Annotated in this window: 17 protein-coding genes; 13 read left to right on the plus strand and 4 right to left on the minus strand. The window is 69.3% G+C overall.

Going from position 1 to position 21,055, the window contains the following annotated elements; genetic code table 11:
* From DI276_RS17080 to DI276_RS17090, 3 genes are all read left to right on the plus strand, one after another.
* On the plus strand, window positions 1-936 hold a 936-nt coding region (locus DI276_RS17080), incomplete at its 5' end, for a LacI family DNA-binding transcriptional regulator (RefSeq protein ID WP_112264411.1).
* 111 nt (window positions 937-1,047) lie between these two features.
* Window positions 1,048-3,066: a cellulose binding domain-containing protein gene (locus DI276_RS17085; RefSeq protein ID WP_112264552.1), complete on the plus strand. Its 2,019-nt coding sequence runs from the start codon at window positions 1,048-1,050 to the stop codon at window positions 3,064-3,066.
* A gap of 22 nt (window positions 3,067-3,088) precedes the next feature.
* Window positions 3,089-4,672 (plus strand): cellulase family glycosylhydrolase, encoded by a 1,584-nt coding sequence (locus DI276_RS17090; protein WP_112264430.1) that lies wholly within the window; start codon window positions 3,089-3,091, stop codon window positions 4,670-4,672.
* On the opposite strand, the gene DI276_RS17095 is transcribed toward DI276_RS17090, so the two are convergent.
* The gene (locus DI276_RS17095; RefSeq protein ID WP_112264432.1) at window positions 4,651-5,217 is read right to left on the minus strand and encodes an NADPH-dependent FMN reductase; all 567 of its coding nucleotides are present in this window, start codon (window positions 5,215-5,217) and stop codon (window positions 4,651-4,653) included. The two genes, DI276_RS17090 and DI276_RS17095, sit on opposite strands and share 22 nt — an antisense overlap.
* Window positions 5,218-5,302: 85 nt before the next feature.
* Here DI276_RS17095 and DI276_RS17100 point away from each other — a divergent pair, with 85 nt between their 5' ends.
* Window positions 5,303-5,908, plus strand: a complete 606-nt coding sequence (locus DI276_RS17100; RefSeq protein ID WP_198680705.1) for a TetR/AcrR family transcriptional regulator — start codon at window positions 5,303-5,305, stop codon at window positions 5,906-5,908.
* Here the strand turns inward: DI276_RS17100 and DI276_RS17105 are convergent.
* Window positions 5,895-6,671: a FadR/GntR family transcriptional regulator gene (locus tag DI276_RS17105; RefSeq protein ID WP_112264434.1), complete on the minus strand. Its 777-nt coding sequence runs from the start codon at window positions 6,669-6,671 to the stop codon at window positions 5,895-5,897. The two genes, DI276_RS17100 and DI276_RS17105, sit on opposite strands and share 14 nt — an antisense overlap.
* A gap of 146 nt (window positions 6,672-6,817) precedes the next feature.
* Between DI276_RS17105 and DI276_RS17110 the strand changes: the two genes are divergently transcribed.
* Genes DI276_RS17110 through DI276_RS17130 form a run of 5 tightly spaced genes read left to right on the plus strand, consistent with a single transcriptional unit; the run spans window position 6,818 to window position 11,380 of the window.
* Window positions 6,818-8,080, plus strand: coding sequence for an ABC transporter substrate-binding protein (locus tag DI276_RS17110; RefSeq protein WP_112264436.1), 1,263 nt, complete (start codon window positions 6,818-6,820; stop codon window positions 8,078-8,080).
* A 5-nt stretch (window positions 8,081-8,085) separates the two neighbouring features.
* A complete protein-coding gene (locus tag DI276_RS17115; RefSeq protein ID WP_232836719.1) occupies window positions 8,086-9,033 on the plus strand; it encodes a carbohydrate ABC transporter permease in 948 nt (315 codons plus the stop codon).
* Window positions 9,033-9,854, plus strand: coding sequence for a carbohydrate ABC transporter permease (locus tag DI276_RS17120; RefSeq protein ID WP_112264440.1), 822 nt, complete (start codon window positions 9,033-9,035; stop codon window positions 9,852-9,854). Before DI276_RS17115 ends, DI276_RS17120 begins: the two co-directional genes overlap by 1 nt.
* Window position 9,855: 1 nt before the next feature.
* Complete coding sequence (locus tag DI276_RS17125) at window positions 9,856-11,034, plus strand: mandelate racemase/muconate lactonizing enzyme family protein (protein ID WP_112264442.1); 1,179 nt, start codon at window positions 9,856-9,858, stop codon at window positions 11,032-11,034.
* A gap of 13 nt (window positions 11,035-11,047) precedes the next feature.
* Entirely contained in the window at window positions 11,048-11,380 is a 333-nt protein-coding gene (locus tag DI276_RS17130) for an L-rhamnose mutarotase (protein ID WP_112264445.1), read from the plus strand.
* 164 nt (window positions 11,381-11,544) lie between these two features.
* On the opposite strand, the gene DI276_RS17135 is transcribed toward DI276_RS17130, so the two are convergent.
* Window positions 11,545-13,548 (minus strand): glycoside hydrolase family 31 protein, encoded by a 2,004-nt coding sequence (locus DI276_RS17135; protein WP_112264447.1) that lies wholly within the window; start codon window positions 13,546-13,548, stop codon window positions 11,545-11,547.
* 246 nt (window positions 13,549-13,794) lie between these two features.
* Here DI276_RS17135 and DI276_RS17140 point away from each other — a divergent pair, with 246 nt between their 5' ends.
* The 4 genes from DI276_RS17140 (at window position 13,795) to DI276_RS17155 (ending at window position 20,275) form a co-directional block, all read left to right on the plus strand.
* A complete protein-coding gene (locus DI276_RS17140; protein ID WP_112264449.1) occupies window positions 13,795-15,594 on the plus strand; it encodes an RICIN domain-containing protein in 1,800 nt (599 codons plus the stop codon).
* Window positions 15,595-15,742: 148 nt separating this feature from the next.
* Window positions 15,743-17,221, plus strand: a complete 1,479-nt coding sequence (locus tag DI276_RS17145; RefSeq protein ID WP_232836720.1) for an arabinofuranosidase catalytic domain-containing protein — start codon at window positions 15,743-15,745, stop codon at window positions 17,219-17,221.
* Window positions 17,222-17,377: 156 nt separating this feature from the next.
* A complete protein-coding gene (locus DI276_RS17150) occupies window positions 17,378-19,954 on the plus strand; it encodes a glycoside hydrolase family 9 protein (RefSeq protein ID WP_112264558.1) in 2,577 nt (858 codons plus the stop codon).
* Window positions 19,955-20,059: 105 nt separating this feature from the next.
* The gene (locus tag DI276_RS17155; RefSeq protein WP_232836721.1) at window positions 20,060-20,275 is read left to right on the plus strand and encodes a sigma factor-like helix-turn-helix DNA-binding protein; all 216 of its coding nucleotides are present in this window, start codon (window positions 20,060-20,062) and stop codon (window positions 20,273-20,275) included.
* Between the two features lie 4 nt (window positions 20,276-20,279).
* Here the strand turns inward: DI276_RS17155 and DI276_RS17160 are convergent, their stop codons facing one another.
* Window positions 20,280-21,044 (minus strand): AraC family transcriptional regulator, encoded by a 765-nt coding sequence (locus DI276_RS17160; protein ID WP_112264453.1) that lies wholly within the window; start codon window positions 21,042-21,044, stop codon window positions 20,280-20,282.
* Between the last annotated feature and the right edge of the window lie 11 nt (window positions 21,045-21,055).

The following is a 21,055-nucleotide window of genomic DNA, read 5'->3' on the forward strand; positions in this document are numbered from 1 at the left end:
CGCGTCATCAACGGCGAAAAGTACGTCAGCGAACGCTCCCGCCAAGCCGTCCACCGCGCCATCGCCCTGCTCGGCTACAGCCCCAACCACGCCGCCCGCACGCTGGCCGGCAGCAAAGCCAACGCCATCGCGCTCGTGATCTCCGAGCAGGGCAGCCGAGTCCTCGCCGACCCCTTCTTCGCCAGAGTCCTGCGCGGCGTCCACGCCGAACTCGCCGGCCGGCACGTCCAACTCCTGCTCATGATGAACCAGCCCCTGGACGGCCAGGACCAGGTCGCCTACCTCACCGGCGGCCACGTCGACGGCGCCCTCGTCGTCAGCCTGCACGGCGAAGACCCGTTGCCGAGAACGTTGCACGAAACGGGTCTGCCGATCGTGGTGGGAGGCCGCCCGCTCGCGGGCGGCCCGATCCCGTTCGTCGACTCGGACAACTTCAACGGCGCCCTGGAGGCGGTGCGCCACCTGATCTCCCTGGGCCGCGAGAAGATCGCCACGATCGCCGGTCCCGCCGACATGGCCGTGGGCATGGACCGGCTTAGCGGGTGGCGGTGCGGCCTGGCCGAACACGGCATGCCCGTGAAACTGGTGGTGCACAGCGACTTCACCCCTGAGGCCGGCGCGCACGCGATGGAGGAACTGCTCCGCAGAGCACCCGACCTCGACGCGGTCTTCGTCGCCGCCGACATCATGGCGCTCGGCGCACTGCGGGTGCTGCAGGCCCACGGCTACCGGATCCCGGACGACGTGGCCGTGGTCGGGTTCGACGACTCGGTGGTGGCGGCGACGGCGGTGCCGCCGCTCACCACCGTGCGGCAGGACGTCGAGCAGTTCGGCCGCACCATGACCTGGCGCCTGCTGGCCGAGCTCGCCGGCGACGACAAGCTGCCGCACTCGATCCTGCTGCCGACATCACTCGTGCGCAGGGCGAGCGCCTGACGGCGTTCGACTCCCGATTCGACCGAAGGCTCCGAACGCCGTCTTGACCGCCGATCGCCCAATCGGGAGTCTGGGAGCGCTCCCAGAACCGTCGACGAGGACGTGGTGCGCATGGCAGTCCGCAGGCTTCTCCTGGTGATCACGCTCGTGGCGGCCTGCCTGCCCGCGGTGGCGAGCAGCGCGGCCGCCGCACCGGACGCGACCGTCGTGGTCAACGCGAAGGCGGGCCTGGCGACCGTGCCGGACACCGCGATCGGCGTGAACCACGCCATCTGGGACGGACAGCTCGGCACGAACGCGGTGAACGACCTGCTCGGCGACGCCGGCGTGCGGATGATGCGCTACCCCGGCGGTTCCTACGGCGACATCTACCACTGGAAGGACCACACGGCCCCCGGCGGGTACGTGGCACCGAACACCGACTTCGACACCTTCATGGCCGGTGTGCGCAGGGCGAACGCGCAGCCGATCATCATCGCCAACTACGGCACCGGAACGCCGCAGGAAGCAGCCGACTGGGTGCGCTACGCCAACGTAACCAAGGGCTACGGCGTGAAGTACTGGGAGATCGGCAACGAGCTCTACGGCAACGGCCACTACGGCGCCAACTGGGAGGCCGACAACCACCCGGACAAGAGCCCGGCCGGATACGCCAGGGAGACCGTCGCGTTCGCCCAGGCGATGAAGGCGGCGGACCCCACGATCAAGGTCGGCGCTGTGCTCACCACGCCGGCGAACTGGCCGGACGCGATCGTCGGCCCAGGAGACGCCGCGAGCTGGAACCAGACGGTGCTGTCGATCGCGGGCCCGCACGTGGACTTCGTGATCGTGCACTGGTATCCGGGCGGGTCGACGACCGAGCAGGTGCTGGCGAGCACGGACCAGCTCACCGACATGATGTACCTGCTGCGGCAGCAGATCACCCGGTACGGCGGGCCGAACGCGGACCGCCTCGGCATCGCGATGACCGAGGTGAACAGCAACTACGGCCGCAACACCCAGCCTGGCGCGCTGTTCGCGGCGGAGGCCTACACCTCGTTGCTGGAGAACGGCGTCTTCAACGTCGACTGGTGGAACGTCCACAACGGTCCCGACAAAGCGTCCACTGTGGGCGGTCAGCCGGACTTCAACGACTTCGGGCTGCTGTCCAGCGGAGGATGTCTGGCGGACGGGGTGTGCCAGCCGCCGTTGAACACGCCGTTCGCGCCGTACCACGCGCTGAAGATGCTGAGTCTCTTCGCCCGTCCCGGTGATCAGCTCATCCGGGCAGGCTCCGGCGATCCGGCGATCAGAGCGCACGCGGCACGCCGGCCGAACGGCGATCTCGCGGTGATGCTGCTCAACTCCGACGAGAACAACGCCCGTACGGTGGCCATCGACTACGCCGGTTACACGCCTTCCGCTGCGGCGCCGACGGTGCACACGTTCACGAACGGCGCGACCGAAGTCGTGACGTCGACCGACGGCACGGCGACGAGCCAGACCCTGCCGCCGTTCTCGCTCACGACACTCGTCCTGCGTCCGTCCGGCACCCCGCACCTGCCCGCCACGCCAGGACAACCCACCGGTTCGACCACCGACCGGACCGCGACCATCAGCTGGCCTGCCGTCCCGGGTGTGGTGAAGTACGAGGTCCACCGCCAGGTCGGCACGACCAGCGAGCAGTGGGGCGAGACGTCCGGCACGTCGTTCACCGCCGGGAACCTCAACCCCGGCACCAGGTACACGGTCAACGTGCTGGCGCGCGACGCCGCCGGTGGGCTGTCCTGGGCCTCTCCCCCGCTCACCGTCACCACCGGCAGCCCAGCCGAGAGCACCTGCCGGATCCGACTGTCCACTGTGACCGACTGGAGCAGCGGTTACGTGGGCGGCATCGACATCACCAACACCGGCCCGAACGCGCTCGCCGACTGGACGCTCACCTTCACCTGGCCCACCAGCCGTCAGCAGGTGGGGTCGGGCTGGAACGCGACGTGGACCCAGACCGGCAGCACGGTCACGGTCACCGGCAACGCCCGCATCGAACCGAACGGGACCGTCGGCGTCGGGTACGTCGGCAACTACAGCGGACCGAACATCCCGCCGACGGTTTTCACGCTCAACGGCACGCTCTGCCACACGACGTCTTGACCCTCTTGCTCAAAGGAGAGCGATGAAGCGGCGGCACAAGGTTCTGGGCGCGCTGATCGCGGCGGTGACAGCCGCGAGCGCCATGCTCGCCATCGGCACGACCGGCACCGCAGCGGTCGCGGCCGGCGGCACGGGCACCGGATACCTGCACACCAGCGGGAACAAGATCCTGGACAGCACCGGCGCGACGGTGCGGATCACCGGCATCAACTGGTTCGGGATGGAGACCGACAACAAGACCTTCCACGGTCTGTGGGCCAACGTGACGTGGCGCCAGCAGCTCGACCACATGGCGCGGCTGGGCTACAACACCCTGCGCATCCCGTTCTCCAACGACGCCTTGAAACCTGACGCGCGGGCCACCGGCATCAACGACTACACCAATCCGGACCTGGTGGGCCTGTCCCCGTTGCAGATCCTGGACAAGGTGATCGACCACGTGGGCCAGAAGGGGATGCGCGTGATCCTCGACCGGCATCGGCCGACCAGCGCGGGCCAGTCCGCGCTCTGGTACACGGCGGGTGTTCCGGAGAGCACCTGGATCAACGACTGGAAGATGCTCGCCCAGCGGTATGCGGGCAACACCACCGTGATCGGAGCGGACCTGCACAACGAGCCGCACGCCGAGGGCACCAACCCCGCTGCGACCGGCGCGTGCTGGGGCTGCGGCGACACCAACCGCGACTGGCGGCTGGCCGCCGAACGCGCGGGCAACGCGATCCTCGGCGTGCAGCCGAACTGGCTGATCTTCGTCGAGGGCGTGAGCTGCCCGAGCGGCGGGCTGTCGAACGTGTGGGACGGCGACCCGTCCAACGACGAGGACTGCGGCTGGTGGGGCGGCAACCTGTCGAAGGCCGGCCAGTTCCCGGTGCGCCTGTCCGTGCCGAACCGGTTGGTCTACTCCCCGCACGAGTACGCCACGTCGGTGTACAACCAGCCGTGGTTCAGCGCTCCCGACTACCCGCGGAACATGCCGGCGATCTGGGACAAGTACTGGGGTTATCTGCACAAGCAGAACATCGCGCCGCTGATGATGGGCGAGTTCGGCACCACGCTCGCGAACCCGGTCGACAAGGTGTGGCTCGAGAACCTGATGGCCTACACCGGAACCGGCGTCAACGGCATCTCGTTCACGTACTGGTCGTGGAACCCGAACAGCGGGGACACCGGCGGCATCGTCGGCGACGACTGGAGCACGGTCAACCAGGCGAAGCAGAGCATCCTGCAGCCCTACCTCATCCCGCCCACCGGTGGCGGGCCAGGCCCGACGACCACCACCACCGGCGGCGGGACGAGTACGTGCAAAACGGCCTGGAAGCTGGACAACTCCTGGCAGGGCGGGTTCCAGGGCGCGCTCACCGTCACCAACACCGGGGCCGGTGCCGCCAACCCGTGGACCGTCACGTTCACGCTGCCCGCCGGGACCACGATCTCCAACGGCTGGAACGGCACCTTCAGCCAGTCCGGCAGCACGGTCACCGTGACGGCGCCATCGCACAGTCCAGCTCTGGCACCGGGAGCGGCCGTGTCGCTGGGTTTCACCGCCAACGGCACGACCGCTGCTCCCTCAGCCGTCGCGCTGAATCAGACGGCCTGCGCGACCTGACCGGTGGCGCGGGCGGCCAGGCCCTCGATGACGACGGTCAGCTGCTCGGTGACCTCGGGGTCGTCGACCGGGTGCAGCTCGGCGAAGCGGACGACCGAGCCGGGGATCGACAGGGTCAGGTCCTCGGCGACGGCCGCACCGGCGATCTTGACGGCCTTGCGGGCCTCGTCCTGGGCCCACACGCCGCCGTACTGGCCGAACGCGGTTCCGACGACGGCGACGGGCTTGTCCACCAGGGCGCCGGCGCCGTAAGGGCGGGACAGCCAGTCGATGGCGTTCTTCAGCACGGCCGGGATGGTCCCGTTGTACTCCGGCGAGACCAGGAGCAGGGCGTCGGCGTCGACGGCTGCCTCGCGCAGCTTGACCGCCGCGGCCGGAACGGTGCCCTCGGCGTCGATGTCCTCGTTGTAGAACGGCACGGTGTCCAGGCCGTCGAACAGGTCGACCTCAACGTGCTCAGGGGCGATCTGCGCCGCGGCCTCCGCGAGCCTGCGGTTGTGCGATCCGGCACGGAGGCTGCCGACGAGGGTGAGGATGCGGGCCATGTCGTACTCCCGAGTGCGGTGTGGGTGGAACGGTCCCCACCGTAAACGGGACGCGGCCCGGTTATCTTCCGGCTAGGCTGCAGACGTGATCGACGGCACACGCCTGCCCCTCATCGGCGAGGAAACGTCCCTGCGTGCGGACGCGGTGCGCAACCGCACCAAACTGCTGGAAGCCGCGGCCAGGCTGGCGGCCGAACGCGGCGCGGCCGCCATCACGATGGAGCTGGTGGCCGCCGCGGCAGGGGTCGGCAAAGGCACGGTGTCCCGCCGTTTCGGCGACCGCAACGGACTGCTGCTGGCCCTGCTGGACCACGCGGAACAACAGTTCCAGCAGGCGTACTTCGCGGGCCCGCCACCACTGGGTCCCGGCGCCGACGCGGTCGCGCGACTCAGGGCGTTCGGACCGGCCCTGCTGCGCCACGAGCGCGCGCACCTCGACCTCTACCTGGCTGCCGAGCCGCCTCCGGACCGGCGGTTCACGGTTCCGGCCGACCGGGTGCGCCACACCCACGTGGTGGCTCTCGTGCGCGCCGTGCTCCCGGACGCCGACGCCGACCTGCTCGCGCACACCCTGCTGTCCTCAGTGGACACGGTGCTGGTGGACCACCTCGTCCGCACCCGCGGCATGTCGCTGGAACGGATCGAGGCCGGCTGGCACGACCTCGTCGACCGGCTGGTCACTCGCGGTTGAGCCGGCCCGGCTCGCCCACGTCGCCGCGCCGCACCAGCCAGGCCTCGGTGATGTGGGTGAACATCGCCTCGGCGGCACCGGCCGGGTCGTGCGCCGCGATCCGCTCGCAGATGCGGCGGTGCCCCGCGTTGGAGGCCGCGCACAGCTCGCGGTCGGTGCGGCCCATGTAGCGGGCGGTGTGGAAGACCTGGCTCTCCAGCGCCCGCACCACGCCTCTGGCGATGGTGTTGCCGGACGCCTGCATGATCCGGTCGTGGAAGGCGGTGTCCTGCTCGCGATAGGCGTTGGGGTCGTCCACCAGCTGGTCCATCAGATCGACGAGGCCGCGCAGCGCTTCGACGGTCTCCTGGTCGGCCTCGCGTGCGGCGACCTGGGCCATGTCCGACTCGAGCAGCCGACGGGTGACCACCAGGTCGTCCAGCACGCCGAGCGTCTCGTCCTCCGCGACGGCGGCGCCGAGGACGAGCTCGTCGAGCATGTTCCACGCCGACGGTGGGGTGACCGTGGTGCCCGCACCCTGGCGCACCTGGACCAAACCCTTCTCCTGCAGGACTTTCACCGCTTCCCGGATCACCGTCCTGCTCACCGAGAAGGACTCGCACAGCGCGGGCTCCGGCGGCAGCGACGACCCGGACGGGTGCTCGCCGCGCACGATGCGGCCGACCAGCTCCGCGGTGACCGCCCCGGTCAGGTTCATCGGCCGGCGTGCCCAGTCCGGTGCTGCGGAAGGGCTTCTGGTCGGCTGCCGGCCTGATGCCGTCATCTTTCCTCCGGTGGTGCCGCGCACTGGGAACGTGCCGGCGAGTGTACCGCCGATCGGGCGTTGACGTAATACGTCATACGACTTACGTTCAGCACACCTCGTCGGGCCGCGCGACGCCCGGCCACCACCTCGAGAAGTGAGCAGCGATGAAGCAGCGCACATCATGGTTAGCCGCCCTGGCGGTGGGGTTGGCGTTCACCGCGGGTTGCGGGAGCGCGTCCGGGCCGGGCTCCTCGACCGGCTCCGGCGACAAGCTCGTGGTCTGGGACTGGAAGTCGGGCGACGCCAAGGCGGCCGGCTACGTCGAGAAGGCCAAGGCCGACTTCGCCAAGAAGCACCCCGGCGTGACCGTCGAGTTCGTGGCACAGCCGTTCGACCAGTACTACACGCTGCTCGGTGCGGCCATCCAGGCCGGCAAGGGTCCGGACGTCATCCTCTTCAACGGCGGCGGGCAGATCCGCGACCGCGCCGACGCTCTCGCGCCGCTCGACTCCCACGTCGGCGACGACAAGCAGCGGTTGGCGGGCTGGGACGCGTTCACCAAGGACGGCAAGGTCTACGCCGAGCCTGTGACGTTGCAGGGGCATCCGATCTACTACAACAAGGACCTCTACCAGAAGGCCGGTCTCACCGCTCCCGCGAAGACGCTGGACGAGTTCATCGGCAACTGCGGTGTCATCACCCAGAAGACCGGGGCGAAGTGCTTCGCGCTGGGCAACAAGGAGGGCATCGGCATCCAGTTCTGGTTGTCCGCCTTGGGTTCCGCGGTGCTGACGCCGCAGGAGTACGACGACTGGATCGCCGGCAAGCGCAACTGGACCTCCCCGGACGTCAAGAAGATCTTCGAACTGTGGCAGCAGGCCGGTGCCACCGGGCTGAACACCGACGGCGCCAACTCCACCGCGATGTTCAACGACGCGTTCGCCTCCTTCAACTCCGGCAAGGCGGCCAACATCATCGGCCTGATGTCGGACGTCGGGCACTGGAAGGACTTCGCCGAGTTCCTCACCCCGGAGAAGGTCGGCGTCACGCTCGCACCCCAGGTCAACCCCGCCGCCAAGCCGAGCCTGCCCTACGACGGCGGCATCGGCTACGCGGTCGCCAAGTGGACGAAGGACCCGAAGGTCGCCGCAGACCTCGTGCGGTCGCTGACTTCCACCGAGGCGCTCAAGGCGTTCTACCTCGACGGTGGCGCGATCGCGTCCGACACCTCGATCGACACCTCCGCGGGCGGCCCGGCCGTCAAGACCATCGTCTCCGAGGTCAAGACCGGCAAGCCCGCCCTGCACGTCGCGCTGGGCTCCAAGACGGTCGACCTCATGGGTCGCCTGTCCCAGCAGCTGCTCAGCGGCTCGATCACGGTGGACGAGGTGCTCCAGCAGCTCGCCGCCTCCGACAAGACGGGCTGAGCAGCGTGGCCGCACAATCTCTGTCCGCTGTGGACGCGGCCGTGCCCGCGTCCACAGCGGGGGTCACGTCGGCGCGGCGCAACCGCAGGGGCTCGCGGGCGGAACGCCTGGCTCCGCTGGTGTTGCTGGCACCGGCGATCCTGATCATCGTCGGGCTGCGGCTGTGGCCGCTCGTGCTCGGTGTCAACTTCTCCTTCACCGGCGACGGCGACCGCAACGGCGTGGCTGTCGGACTCGACAACTACCTGACCCTGCTCGGTGATCCGCTGTTCCGCACCGCCCTGCGCAACGTCGGCCTGCTCGTGTTGCTGTTGCCCGTGGCGGTGGCGATCCCCGGTCTGCTCGCGACGTTCATCTACCTGAAGGTGCCCGGCCACCGGCTCTACCGGGGCGTCTACTTCTTCCCCGCCGTGCTCTCCCCCGTGATCGTCGGCGCGATCTTCAACCTGCTGCTGGCCTTCGACGGCCCGCTCAACGCACTGCTCGGCGGGCTCGGCCTCGGGCCCGTGGACTGGCTAGGCGATCCGGACGTGGCGATCTTCGCGGTCGTCGGGGTGCACGTCTGGGCGACGTTCGGCATGGCGCTCGTCGTGTTCCTCGCCGGGTTCGCCACGCTGGACTCGTCGTTGCTCGACGCGGCCAAAGTGGACGGTGCGTCGCTGACGCAGACCATCTGGCACGTCATCATTCCGAGCCTTTCGCGCACCATCCAGTTCGTCTTCGTCACCACCATGATCGGCATGCTGACGTCGATGTTCGGCCTGGTCTACGTGATGACCAGCGGTGGGCCGGAGGGGTCGACGTACCTGCCCGAGTACTACGTCTGGATCCAGCAGGGACAGCTGAACCAGCCCGCGCTCGCCTCCGCGGCGTCCACCGTCCTGTTCCTGATCATGCTCGTGGTGGGACTGGCCCAGGTCGCCGTCCTGCGACGCGCGGGCAAGGAGGAGTGATGCCGAAGCTGCCCCGTTGGTTCGTCGCGATCCCGATGGCCGTGCTCGCACTGGCCACGATCTACCCGTTGGTGTTCACCACCAACGTCGCCATGAAGACCCGCCGCGAGTACGTGCTCGACCGGTTCTCCCCGGCCGACTCCCTGAGCTGGGCCAACATCGTCAAGGCGTGGACGAGCGTCGGGATGTCCCGCTACTTCCTCAACTCGGTGATCGTCGTGGCGTGCTCGGTCGCGCTGCTGCTGTTGCTCGGGTCGATGGCGGGCTTCGCGCTCGCCCGGCTGCGGTTCCGCGGCTCGTCCGCGCTGTTCCTCGGCATCCTCGCCGCGCTGTTCATCCCGTTCCAGGTGATCATGGTGCCGCTCACGCGGATCATGGCCGACACCGGTCTCGTCGACACCTATCCCGGCCTGGTCCTCGCCTACGTGGCGCAGTTCCTGCCGTTCACGATCTTCTTGCTGACCAGCTACTACTCGACCGTGCCGGCGGAGATCGTCGACGCCGCCCGCATCGACGGCAACACCGTGTACGGCGTCTACTGGCGGATCATGCTCCCGATCGGCGCACCGGCGTTGTTGTCCGTCGGCGTGCTCAACGCGTTGTTCTGCTGGAACGACGTGCTCATCTCGTTGCTGATGATGCCGTCCGCGGAGCACCGCACGCTCATGGTCGGCGTCACGTCGTTGCGCGGCCAGTACTCCGACGACATCCCCACGTTCGCCTCCGGTGTGCTGATCGCGGCGGTACCGGTCCTCGTCGTCTACCTGTTCTTGCAACGCCAGATCGCCGACGGTGTCACCGCCGGGTCCACGAAGGGCTGACATGCGCATCACTCGCTACCGGACGCTCACCACGGTCCAGGACTGGGGCCGGCCGGTCGGTGACGCCAACGGCGTCTACGCCGACGGCCTCGTTCGGGTTCCCCTCGTCGTCGTGGAGACCGACGAGGGCATCACCGGCGTCGGGCTCGGCCCGCACGTGGAGATCGAGAACGTCTTCGCCGCCATCGAGGGCGAGGACCCGCGTTCCGTCACCGCCCTCTACGACCGGATGCTGCGCCGCACGTTCAAGGCGGGCCACGCCGGTGCGGTGTTCGGCACCATCGGCGCCCTCGACACCGCGCTGTGGGACATCAAGGCCCAGGCGGCGGGCGAACCGCTGTGGCGGCTGCTCGGCGGACGTGACCGCCGGGTGCCCGCCTACGGCTCGGGCCTGTGCATCGCGCTGAACGACGAAGAACTCCTTGCGGTGTATCGGACCTACGCCGAACACGGGCTGCGCGCGGCGAAGCTCAAGGGCGGTCTGGACGTCGACCGCGACCGGCACCGGCTCGCCCTGATCCGCGACCTCCTAGTCGACACCGGCCACGGCGCACGGCCGAGCCTGATGCTCGACGTCAACGAGGCCCTGACCCGCAAACAGGCGGTGCGCCACGTCAGCGAGTTGGAGCGAACGCTCGACCTGACCTGGATCGAGGAACCGGTCCGGCGGTGGGACGCGGACGGGCACGCGACGGTCGGCCGCGGCATCCGCGCCTCGGTCGCCACCGGCGAGAACCTCACCGGCCTCGAACAACATCGATCGCTCATCACGGCCGGCGCGGTCGACATCGTGCAGACGGCCGCGGTCTGGGGCATCACCCACTTCCTGCGCGTCGCCGTCCTCGCGCACGCGCACGACCTGCCCGTCAGTCCGATCGGCACCACGCCGGTCGGCCTGCTGCACGCCGCCACGTCGGTTCCCAACCACCTGGTGAGCGAACTGCAGGACCTCCAGCCACCGGTGGGCGTCTCGGTCGACCTGCACGTCGAGGACGGGGCCTACGTGCTCGGCGACCGTCCCGGCCTGGGCGTGCGCCTCGACGAGGAGGCGATCGCCGCCGCCGGTCACCTGGTCCCCCACCCGACCTCCGGCGGTTCGCACATCCGGCCGGAACGCGCGGGCCAGCGCCTGCACCCGGCGAGTGTCGACGGAACCGCCGTGCTCAACGCACATCCGTGATCGAGGAGCAGAGATGAACCACCCACAGCGCTACGGCATGGTGATCCGACTGCGCCCGGAACGCCGCGCGGAGTACCTGCGGCTGCACTCGGCCGTGTGGCCCGCCGTCGAGAAGACGTTGCACGAAGCCAACATTCGCAACTTCACCATCTTCCTGCGCGATGACCTGCTGTTCGGCTACTACGAGTACGTCGGCGACGACCACGAGGCCGACCAGGCCCGCATCGCCGCCGACCAGGAGACCCAGCGCTGGTGGACCTTCACCGACCCGTGCCAGGAGTCACTGGCACCGGCCGGTTCCGGGCACTGGTGGGCGCCGATGCAGGAGGTCTGGCACCTGGACTGAGCTAGTGGCGCGTCCCGGAACGTTGGCGAGGTAATTCACGCTCAGCAGGGCGCCTCGCGGCACCGCCCCCGCGCCCCCGTACAACCAGTACGAGGACGCGGGGGCGGCACCACGATGCACCCGTCTGACCGCGAATTCCCCCGGCAACGTTCAGGGCCACACCACTAGGCCCTGGCCTCGAACGCGGCTCCCACCGCCGCACCTTCGCGCACGAACACCGGGATGCGGTCGAGCGGGGCCGCGGCCTCGACCGTCATCCCTCCATCGTGGACAGTGCGGGTCGCCGTGTCCTGCCAACGGGTTCCCGCCGGCAGGTACACGGACCTGGCCCGCTCCCCTGCTGCGGTGACCGGTGCGACCAGCACGTCGGGGCCGAGGAGGAACTGGTCGTCCACCGCCCACGCACGTTCGTCGGCGGGGAAGTCGAAGAACAGCGGGCGCATCGGCGGAGCGCCGGTGCGGTGGGCCTGCTCGGACAGTTCGGCGAGGTAGGGGCGCAGGCGTTCGCGCAGCTTGATGTGTGCGGCGAGGATCTCATAGGTGTCCTCGCCGTACGACCACACCTCGTTCGGCCCACCGGTCATGGAGGTGCCGAAGGCCTGGTTCGGCTCGCGGTCGCCGTGCAGCCGCATGATCGGGCTGAAGGTGCCGTACTGGAACCACCGCACCAGGACCTCGCGGTAGGCCGGGTCGTCCGGGTTGCCGCCGTGGAAGCCGCCGATGTCCGTGTTCCACCACGGGATGCCGCTCAACGCGACGTTGAGGCCGGCCTTGACCTGAATGGCGAGCGACTCGAACGTGGCAGGGATGTCGCCGGACCACAGTGCGGCGCCGTGCCGCTGGCTGCCCGCCCAGGCGCTGCGGATCAGCGTGAGCGGACGGTCCACGCCGGCCGCCCGCAGGCCGTCGGCCACGCCCTGGGCGTGCAGCAACGGATAGAGGTTGCCGACCTGGATGCCCGGCCCGGCGGCGTAGACGGCGCGGGCGGCCAGATGCTGCGGCACGTCCGGCTCGCAGGCGTCGAGCCAGAACAGGGTGATCCCGTGCGCGCGGTAGTGCTCGCTCAGCTGCTGCCACAGCAACTGGCGAGCGCGTGGGTGAGTGGCGTCGTACCAGGCCATCGGCTGGTAGGCGGGTCCCGGTTCGCGGGACGGCCAGTGCGTTGTGAGCAGGCCGCCCTGGACATCGCGGACCAGCAACCCGTTGGTGCGCAAGGCCTCGTGGTTGTCGCTGCTCGGCTCCACGGTGGGCCACACGGACACCGCGAGCTGCACGCCGAGCTCGGCCAGCTCCTGCACCATCTTCGCCGGGTCCGGCCACTCGGCGGGCTCGAAGCGCCAGTCCCCCATGTGCGGCCAGTGGAAGAAGTCGCACACGACGACGGACAGCGGCAGGTCGCGCCGGGCGTACTCGCGGGCGACGGCGAGCAGCTCGTCCTGGTCGCGGTAGCGCAGCTTCGACTGCCAGAACCCGCTGGCCCACTCCGGGAGCAGCGGCGGATGGCCGGTGGCGTCCGCATAGCTCGCCATGATCTCGGCGGGGGTATCGCCCGCGGTGATCCAGTAGTCGAGCTGGCCGGTGGACTCGGCGACCCAGCGCGTGCCGTCCGCGCCCAGCTCCACCCGGCCCAGCGCCGGGTTGTGCCACAACAGGCCGTAGCCGCGCGACGAGTGCAGGAACGGGATGGCAGCGACGACGTTGGCCTGGACCAGGTCGACCACCACGCCCTTCTGGTCGAACCGCCCGTTCGGGTGCTGGCCGAGACCGAAGATCCGCTCGTCGTCGTACGCGGCGAAGTGCTGTTGGAGGTGGTAGCCGCCGTCACCGCGCGGTGCGAAGATCCGCGGCCCGCGGTGGCCGAGCTGCGGCCGTTGCTCGGCGAGGAGCTCACGGCCGGTCGCGGTGTGCAGGAACCGGAGCATGCCGTTGGCACTCAGCTCGACGGCGAGCCGGCCGTTGACCAGACGGGCCGATCCGTCGTCGAGGACGGTCTGTTCGACGCCGGGTGCGGGTGGCGGCGTCGCGTCGAGGGCGCCGGGCAGCCCGCTCTCGATCGCGGTCACGGCGGCACGGACGCGCACCGCGTGCGGGCCCCAGGGCTCGACCCGCAGCACCTCCTGCGACGTGCGCAGCTCGAGACCACCGGTGTCAGGCAGAAGAACGGGCATGGGTGCCTCTCGATCAGCTCACGGCAAAACTCCAGCAGGATGCGGGCAGGGCGGTCGAGCGCACAAGGATTGACCGGATGTTCGACGGGGTTCGACGAATCGTTCGTCGAACACCCCGCCTGCCCGGCCGAAGACGAACCGGTTCGACTCTCTAGATCCTTGCTCGACCGGCCACACTGCGCGTACGTTCACTCCACGATCGAACCGGTTCGACCTCCGTGACCCCTGACCTGTTTCGGAGCCCTCATGGTTCAACGACGAACCAGCACGGCCCTGCTGGCCGTACTGGCATCCGCATTCGCGTTCACGGCACCGGCCCACGCCGCAGACGAGTCCGTCAGCGTCAACTTCTCCGTCACGACCGGCACACCCACCTACCGCGCCTCCGGCTGGATCTACGGCATGACGGAGAACGGCACGGGTCCCGCCGACCACTTCTTCCGCGACATCAAGTTCCGGTACATGCGCGCGGGCGGCGCCCAGCTCGACAGTCCCGGCGGCTGGGTGTCCGGCAAGTACGACCGCCGGTGGAACTCCACCCGCGCCCAGCTGCTGCGCACCCGTGCGCTCGGCGGCGAGTTCGTCCTGCTGCCCCACGACCTGTGGGGTGCCGACGGGTATCCGATCTCGCGCTTCCCCGGTGACAACGGCAACTGGACCGACTACGACAACTTCCTCACCCGCGTGATCAACGACGTGCGGGCGACCGGTGTGCCCGTGCAGTGGGACATCTGGAACGAACCCAACATCACGCTGTTCTGGAACCGTCCGCAGGCGCAGTACTTCGAACTGTGGCGGCGCACCTACCAACGCGTCCGGGCGGCCTTCCCGACGCAGCTGATCGTCGGGCCGAGCCTCGCGGGGGTTCCGTCGACCGGCGGGTGGTGGCCGCAGTACCTGGACTTCGTGCGCGCCAACAACGTCGTGCCCGACATCGTCAGCTGGCACTCGCTGCCGGGCGACCCCGTCACGAACGTGCAGGTGGCCAACCAGACGCTCGACTCGCGCGGCATCCCGCACCCGCGGCCGTACCAGATCAACGAGTACGGGGCCGGCAACGAGCAGAACCCCGGCGACGGCGCGTGGTACATCGCCCGGCTGGAGCGGGCCGGAGCGGACGGCCTGCGGGCCAACTGGGCGAGCGCCGGGAACCTGCACAACGATCTCGGCAACCTGCTCGTGCGCAACTCGGCCGGGCAGCACCAGCCCAAGGGCGAGTGGTGGGCCTATCGGTTCTACGCCTCGCAGACCGGCCAGATCGTCGCCTCGACACCGAGCCAGTCGTACGACCCGTTCGCCACGAAGGCTCAGGGCGTGGCGAAGGTCCTCGTCGGCGGCGGCGGAACGACCGGCAACGTCGCGGTTTCCCTGCAGCGCCTGGACACCACCAGCGGCATCGTGCAGAACAACCAGGTTCGGGTGCTCGTCCAGCGCATCCCCTACAACAACGGCGGTGCTGTCCAAGGGCCCGTCACCGTGCAGAACACGGTGGTGTCGTTGAGTGGCAACGCAACGACGGTGAACGTGCCGCACAACAACATCGACGAGACGTACACGATCACGTTGCTGCCGCCGTCGGAGAGCGGGTTCCAGACCGTGGCCGCCGCTCAGCATTCCCAGCAATGCCTGGACAACACGAACCTGAGCGGTGCCGACGGCAACCTGCAGCAGCAGTTCTACTGCGAGGGCGGCGATCAGCAGCTGTGGAACTTCACTCCGGTGGCCGGCGCGACCGACACCTACACCGTGGTGAACCAGCAGTCCGGCAAGTGTCTGGACGTCAGCGGTTCCTCGACCGCCGACGGCGCCACGGTCGCGCAGAACACCTGCTCCCCCGGTTCGGCCAGCCAGCAGTACACGCTGCGGAAGGTCACCTACAGCGGCAACGATCCGCACGACTACCAACTGGTCGCCCGGCACAGCGGCAAGTGCGTCGACGTCAACGGGGTCTCCTCGGCAGCCGGCGCGCGCATCATCCAGTGGACCTGCAAGCCCTCCGGCCAGACCGGTGACCTCAACCAGACGTGGCGGCTCTGGGGCCGCTAGATGGTCGAATTGCTCCGATAAGTCAGTCTCATAGCTTGACCGCACGTCCTGGGCCCGCTCTTATGTGTTATCCAGGCTCCCAGACTGCTCGCCGCCGGTTCTGGATGAGTCAGATACATGCTGGCACCACAAGGTAGTGGAGCGGCTCATGACAGCGAAGGTTCGAAGCAGCGCGGCGGGCATGTGCGTGGCAATGGTGCTGGCCGTGGTGCCGGTGGCGGCGATGAGCTCGTCGACCCCGGCATCCGCGGCCACCACCGGCCCGTGCGACATCTACGCTTCCGGCGGCACACCCTGCGTCGCCGCACACAGCACCGTGCGGGCGCTTTACGGCTCGTACAACGGAAACCTCTACCAGGTAAGGCGTTCGTCGGACAACACGACCAGGAACATCGGCGTGCTGACCGCGGGCGGCAACGCGAGCTCGGCACCCCAGGACGCGTTCTGCGCCGGTACGACGTGCGTGATCACGGTGGTCTACGACCAGTCCGGGCGCGGCAACGAACTGTGGTACCAGGGATCGAGCGTCGTGCCCGGCTCGAACCAGAGCAGACCGGCGATCGCGACCTCCGAGTCGCTCACCGTCGGGGGCGACAAGGCCTACTCGCTCTACATCAACCCCGGCAACAGCTACTGGCGTGACGGACACCTGACCGGCGTCCCCACCGGCAGCGCGCCGGAAGGCATGTACATGGTGACCAGCGGTACGCACGTCAACGGCGGCTGCTGCTTCGACTACGGCAACAGCGAGACGACCAGGAGCGCGGACGCGGCCGGCGCGATGGACGCCATCAACTTCAGCACGCAGTGCTGGTTCGGCGGTTGCCAGGGCACCGGTCCCTGGGTCCAGGCCGATCTCGAGTGGGGCCTTTACTCGGGCGGCAGCCAGCAGTGGAACCCTAACCAACGGGCGTTCCCGAACAAGTTCGTGACGGCCATGCTGAAGAACAACGGCACGACGCGGTTCGCGATCAAGGGCGGCAACGCGCAGTCCGGCACCATGACGACGTTGTGGGACGGCTCGCTCCCGCCCGGCTACAGCCCCATGAAGAAGCAGGGCGCGATCATCCTCGGCAGCGGTGGCGACTGCTGCAAACCGGGCGGTGGCGCCAACCTCAGCGCCGGCACGTTCTACGAGGGCGCGATGGTCACCGGCTACCCGTCCGACGCGACCGAGAACGCCGTGCAGGCCAACATCATCGCGGCCGGCTACAGCACAGGCGGCAGCGGTGCCACCGGAGCGGTCCGCGGTCTCGGCTCCGGCCGGTGCCTGGACGTCAACGCCGGCGGCACCGCGGCGGGCACCCCGCTGCAGATCTGGGACTGTCACAGCGGAACCAACCAGACCTGGACGCGCACCGCGTCCGGTCAGCTGACTGTCTACAGTGGAGACACCACCAGATGCGCGGCGGCACAGAACAACGGCACGAGTCCCGGCACCGCCGTGGTGATCGCACCGTGCGACAGCAGCGCAGGCCAGCAGTGGCAGTTCAACGCCAACGGCACCATCACCGGCACGCAGTCCGGGATCTGCCTGGACGTCAACGGCGCCGGTACCGCCAACGGCGCCAAGATCATTCTCTGGACGTGCCACAGCGCCAGCAACCAGCAGTGGTCCTTCGGCTGACGTAGTCGCGATTACCGCACACGGACTCACCCGACTGGTCCGTGCGGCGTTCGTGGGTAGCGGCTGAACGGCGCTTGTCGATGCCGTTCAGCTCACCCTACGGTCATGTGGGAGCGCTCCCAGAAGCCCGTCGACGAGGACGGAGAACCTCACGAGATGAGATCGCAACCCCCACGCCTGCTCGCCGCCGCACTGGTGGCGGCACTCGCCGCGACCACGTTCGCGGCGTCGGGAACCGCCAGTGCGGCGGAGTACGAGCGCGTGCTCAACGGCAAGTTCGACAGCGGCTCCGCCGACCCCTGGTGGAGCAGTGCCGGCGTGACCAACCGGGTGACCGGCGGCGAGCTGTGCGCGGCGGTCACCGGCGGCACGACGAACCCCTGGGACGCCTTGGTAGGACAGAACGGCGTCCCGTTCGAGAGCGGGCAGTCCTACACCTTCTCGTTCGACGCGCACGCCACCACCGCGCAGACCATCGCGGCGGCGGCCGGTGAAGCCGTGAGCCCGTACCGGGGCATCGCCCGGCAGGAGTTCGCGCTCACCACCGCCAAGCAGCGCTACACCTTCACGTTCACGTCCACTTTGGACTTCCCGGACGCCGGCAACGGTCAGGTCGCCTTCCAGCTGGGCGGCCAGGCGGCCGACAACACGATCTGCGTGGACAACGTCTCGGTGATCGGTGGGGTGAAGCCGCCCGGCGGCGTCGTCCCCAACCCCACCAAGAAGGTTCAGGTCGACCTCGTGGGGTACGTGCCGGGCCTGCCCAAGCGCGCCACCCTCGTGTCCACCGCCACCACGCCCCAGACGTGGACGCTGAAGAACTCCGCCGGCGCGGCCGTGGCCACCGGGCAGAGCACGCCGAAGGGTGCGGACGCGACGTCCGGCGACTCGGTGCACCTGATCGACTTCTCGTCGTTCGACACCGCGGGCACCGGGTACACGCTGTCCGTCGGCACCGACAGCAGCTTCCCGTTCGACATCTCCGCCGACGCGATCAAGCGGCTGCGCTACGACTCGCTCGCGTTCTTCTACCACCAGCGCAGCGGCACGCCGATCGAGGCGCAGTACGTCGGCGACCAGTACGCGCGCCCGGCGGGTCACATCAACGTCGCGCCGAACCAGGGCGACAACAACGTGCCGTGCCGCGCCGATCTCAACTGCGGCTACACGCTCGACGTGCGCGGTGGCTGGTACGACGCCGGCGACCACGGCAAGTACGTGGTCAACGGCGGCATCGCGACCTGGCAGCTGCTCAACGCCTACGAGCGGGCCTCCCGCGTCGGTGACGCCTCGGCGTACCGCGACGGCACCCTGGCCATCCCGGAGAAGTCCAACGGCGTGCCGGACATCCTCGACGAGGCACGCTGGGAGGTCGACTTCCTGCTGAAGATGCAGGCGCCGGACGGCATGGCGCACCACAAGATGCACGACGCCGCCTGGACCGCGCTGCCCACCCGTCCCGAGCTGGACGACCAGCCGCGCAGGCTGTCCGCCACCAGCACGGCGGCGACGCTGAACCTGGCCGCGGTGGCCGCGCAGGCCGCCCGGCTCTGGCGCGGTGTCGACGCGACCTACTCCGCGAAGCTGCTCGCGGCGGCGCGCAAGGCGTACACCGCTGCGAAGGCGAACCCTGCCAAGCTCGCCGACCCGGCCGACAACGTCGGTGGCGGTGCGTACGACGACAAGACCGTCACGGACGAGTTCTACTGGGCGGCAGCGGAGTTGTACGCGACGACCGGAGAGGCCGCGTACCGGACCGACGTCACCGGTTCCTCGCACTACAAAGCGGCCAGCCTGACCAGGGCCGGCTTCTTCTGGGGCGGCACGGCTCCACTGGGTGACATCACGCTCGCCCTGGCCCCCAACGGACTGCCCGCGGCGGACATCACCGCGATCAAGTCCGCGTTCGCTTCCGTCGCGGACCAGCACCTCACCGCGATGGCAGGCATGGGTTACGCCACGCCGTACGACAACAGCGTCGACGGGTACGTCTGGGGATCGAACTCCGGCGTGCTCAACAACGCCACGGTGCTCGCACTGGCACACGACTTCACCGGTGCCGAGAAGTACCGCGACGGCGTGTTCGAGGCACTGCACTACCTCCTCGGCCGCAACCCGCTGAGCACGTCGTACGTGGCGGGCTACGGCGACCAGGCCGTGCAGAACATCCACCACCGGTTCTGGGCCCGCCAGAACGACCCGGCGCTGCCGATCGCGCCGCCCGGTTCGTTGTCCGGTGGCCCGAACAGCGCGCTGCAGGACCCGGTGGTCCAGCGGTTGCTGGTCGGCTGCCCGCAGCAGAAGTGCTGGGTGGACGACATCGGTGCCTACTCGGTGAACGAGGTGGCGATCAACTGGAACTCCGCGCTCGCCTGGGTCGCCGGCTGGGCGGCGGAGAAGTCCGGTGCGCCGGTCAGCAAGCCGGACTGCGAGGTCGGCTACAGCGCCAGCAAGTGGGACGGCGGCCAGTCCGCGCACGTGAAGCTCACCAACACCGGCACCACCCCGTGGACGGCGTGGAAGCTCGCGTTCGCGTTCCCCGGCACGCAGAAGATCACCACGGGCTGGTCGGCGAACTGGAACCAGACCGGCCGCGACGTGACCGCGACCAACATGTCGTGGAACGGCCGCGTCGAACCGGGCAAGTCCGTCTACATCGGATTCAACGCCTCCGGCGGCGGATCCGACCCGACCGCCTTCACCGTGAACGGAAAGGCGTGCCGGACCGGCTGACCGGGCTCACTCCCGGTCCAGCCTGACCGCTGCCGCACAGGTCGACGCGCCCGGCCTGTGCGGCAGCGTCGTCCGCCCGAGAGGAGACCCCGAGAGGAGACCGCTGTGGACCAGGACTCCCCTCGGCTCATCGCGGACGCCCTCGCGCAGCTCACCCCCGAACACCGCGAGGTGATCACCAGGGCCTACTACCGCGGCGAGTCCGTCGACGAGCTCGCCGAGGCGCTGGACGTGCCTGCGGATGCCGTGAAGTCCCGACTGCACCAGGGTTTGCGGGCGTTTCGTCGCGCGTTGCAGGAGAACGGCGTCACCGTGCCGTGAACCGTCACCGGGCCTTGAGCCACCGCCGCACTCCACGCGGCGACTCCCCCAACTCCCGGCGGCAAACCTTGTTGAACGCCTGCAGATCCGGAATCCCGACGGCCGCTGCCACCGCCGTCACCGACAACGTCGAGGCCGTCAGCAGGTGCCGCGCCCGTTCCACCCGCCGGCGCCGGATGTGGGCCACCACCGTGGTTCCGGTGCGGGCGCGGAACAACCGCGTCAGGTGGTTGTGGGACACGCCGGCCACCTTCGCGACCTCCGCCACCGACAACGAGGTGGCCAGGTTCGCCTCGATGTGCGCGGCCGCCACCGCGAACGGATCGGTGGCCACCTCGCGACCGGCCGGACCCGCGTCCGTGAGCTGCCACAGCACCGTCCACAGGTGTGCCGCCGCCCGTGCCGGTGCCGCCGCGAGTGCTCCCCGCATGAGCCCGGCGATCAGCGGCCGGTTCGGTCCCGCGTCCTGCATCACCGGTGCGACGCGGTGTTCGGTGCTGCCGTCCAGGCGCAGGTGGGCGTAGAGGTGCTCGGACCGGCCGCGGTAGCGGTAGCGCACCTCGGTGCCCGGCGGGATCAGGCTCGCGCGGCCGGGGGCGATGCGGTGCACCACGCCGCCCGCCTCGACCGCGCCTTCGTAGCTGTAGAGGTGCAGCTGCCACAGGTCGGGCAGCAGGAAGACGTCCTCCAGCGTCGTGACCCCGTGCACGCCCACACCCGCGTCCGCCACCAGGGGCGGCTCGCTCAGCGGCAGCACGACCTCACGCACGAGGTGAAAAA

The sequence above is a fragment of the Lentzea terrae genome (genome assembly GCF_003265345.1).
Classification (GTDB): domain Bacteria; phylum Actinomycetota; class Actinomycetes; order Mycobacteriales; family Pseudonocardiaceae; genus Lentzea; species Lentzea terrae.

Bases quoted from the DNA above. Each gene is read 5' to 3' on its own strand.
- DI276_RS17085 (WP_112264552.1), top strand. From the start codon at position 1,048: ATGGCAGTCCGCAGGCTTCTCCTGGTGATCACGCTCGTGGCGGCCTGC.
- DI276_RS17090 (WP_112264430.1), top strand. From the start codon at position 3,089: ATGAAGCGGCGGCACAAGGTTCTGGGCGCGCTGATCGCGGCGGTGACA.
- DI276_RS17095 (WP_112264432.1), bottom strand. From the start codon at position 5,217: ATGGCCCGCATCCTCACCCTCGTCGGCAGCCTCCGTGCCGGATCGCAC.
- DI276_RS17105 (WP_112264434.1), bottom strand. From the start codon at position 6,671: ATGACGGCATCAGGCCGGCAGCCGACCAGAAGCCCTTCCGCAGCACCG.
- DI276_RS17110 (WP_112264436.1), top strand. From the start codon at position 6,818: ATGAAGCAGCGCACATCATGGTTAGCCGCCCTGGCGGTGGGGTTGGCG.
- DI276_RS17120 (WP_112264440.1), top strand. From the start codon at position 9,033: ATGCCGAAGCTGCCCCGTTGGTTCGTCGCGATCCCGATGGCCGTGCTC.
- DI276_RS17125 (WP_112264442.1), top strand. From the start codon at position 9,856: ATGCGCATCACTCGCTACCGGACGCTCACCACGGTCCAGGACTGGGGC.
- DI276_RS17130 (WP_112264445.1), top strand. From the start codon at position 11,048: ATGAACCACCCACAGCGCTACGGCATGGTGATCCGACTGCGCCCGGAA.
- DI276_RS17135 (WP_112264447.1), bottom strand. From the start codon at position 13,548: ATGCCCGTTCTTCTGCCTGACACCGGTGGTCTCGAGCTGCGCACGTCG.
- DI276_RS17140 (WP_112264449.1), top strand. From the start codon at position 13,795: ATGGTTCAACGACGAACCAGCACGGCCCTGCTGGCCGTACTGGCATCC.
- DI276_RS17145 (WP_232836720.1), top strand. From the start codon at position 15,743: ATGACAGCGAAGGTTCGAAGCAGCGCGGCGGGCATGTGCGTGGCAATG.
- DI276_RS17150 (WP_112264558.1), top strand. From the start codon at position 17,378: ATGAGATCGCAACCCCCACGCCTGCTCGCCGCCGCACTGGTGGCGGCA.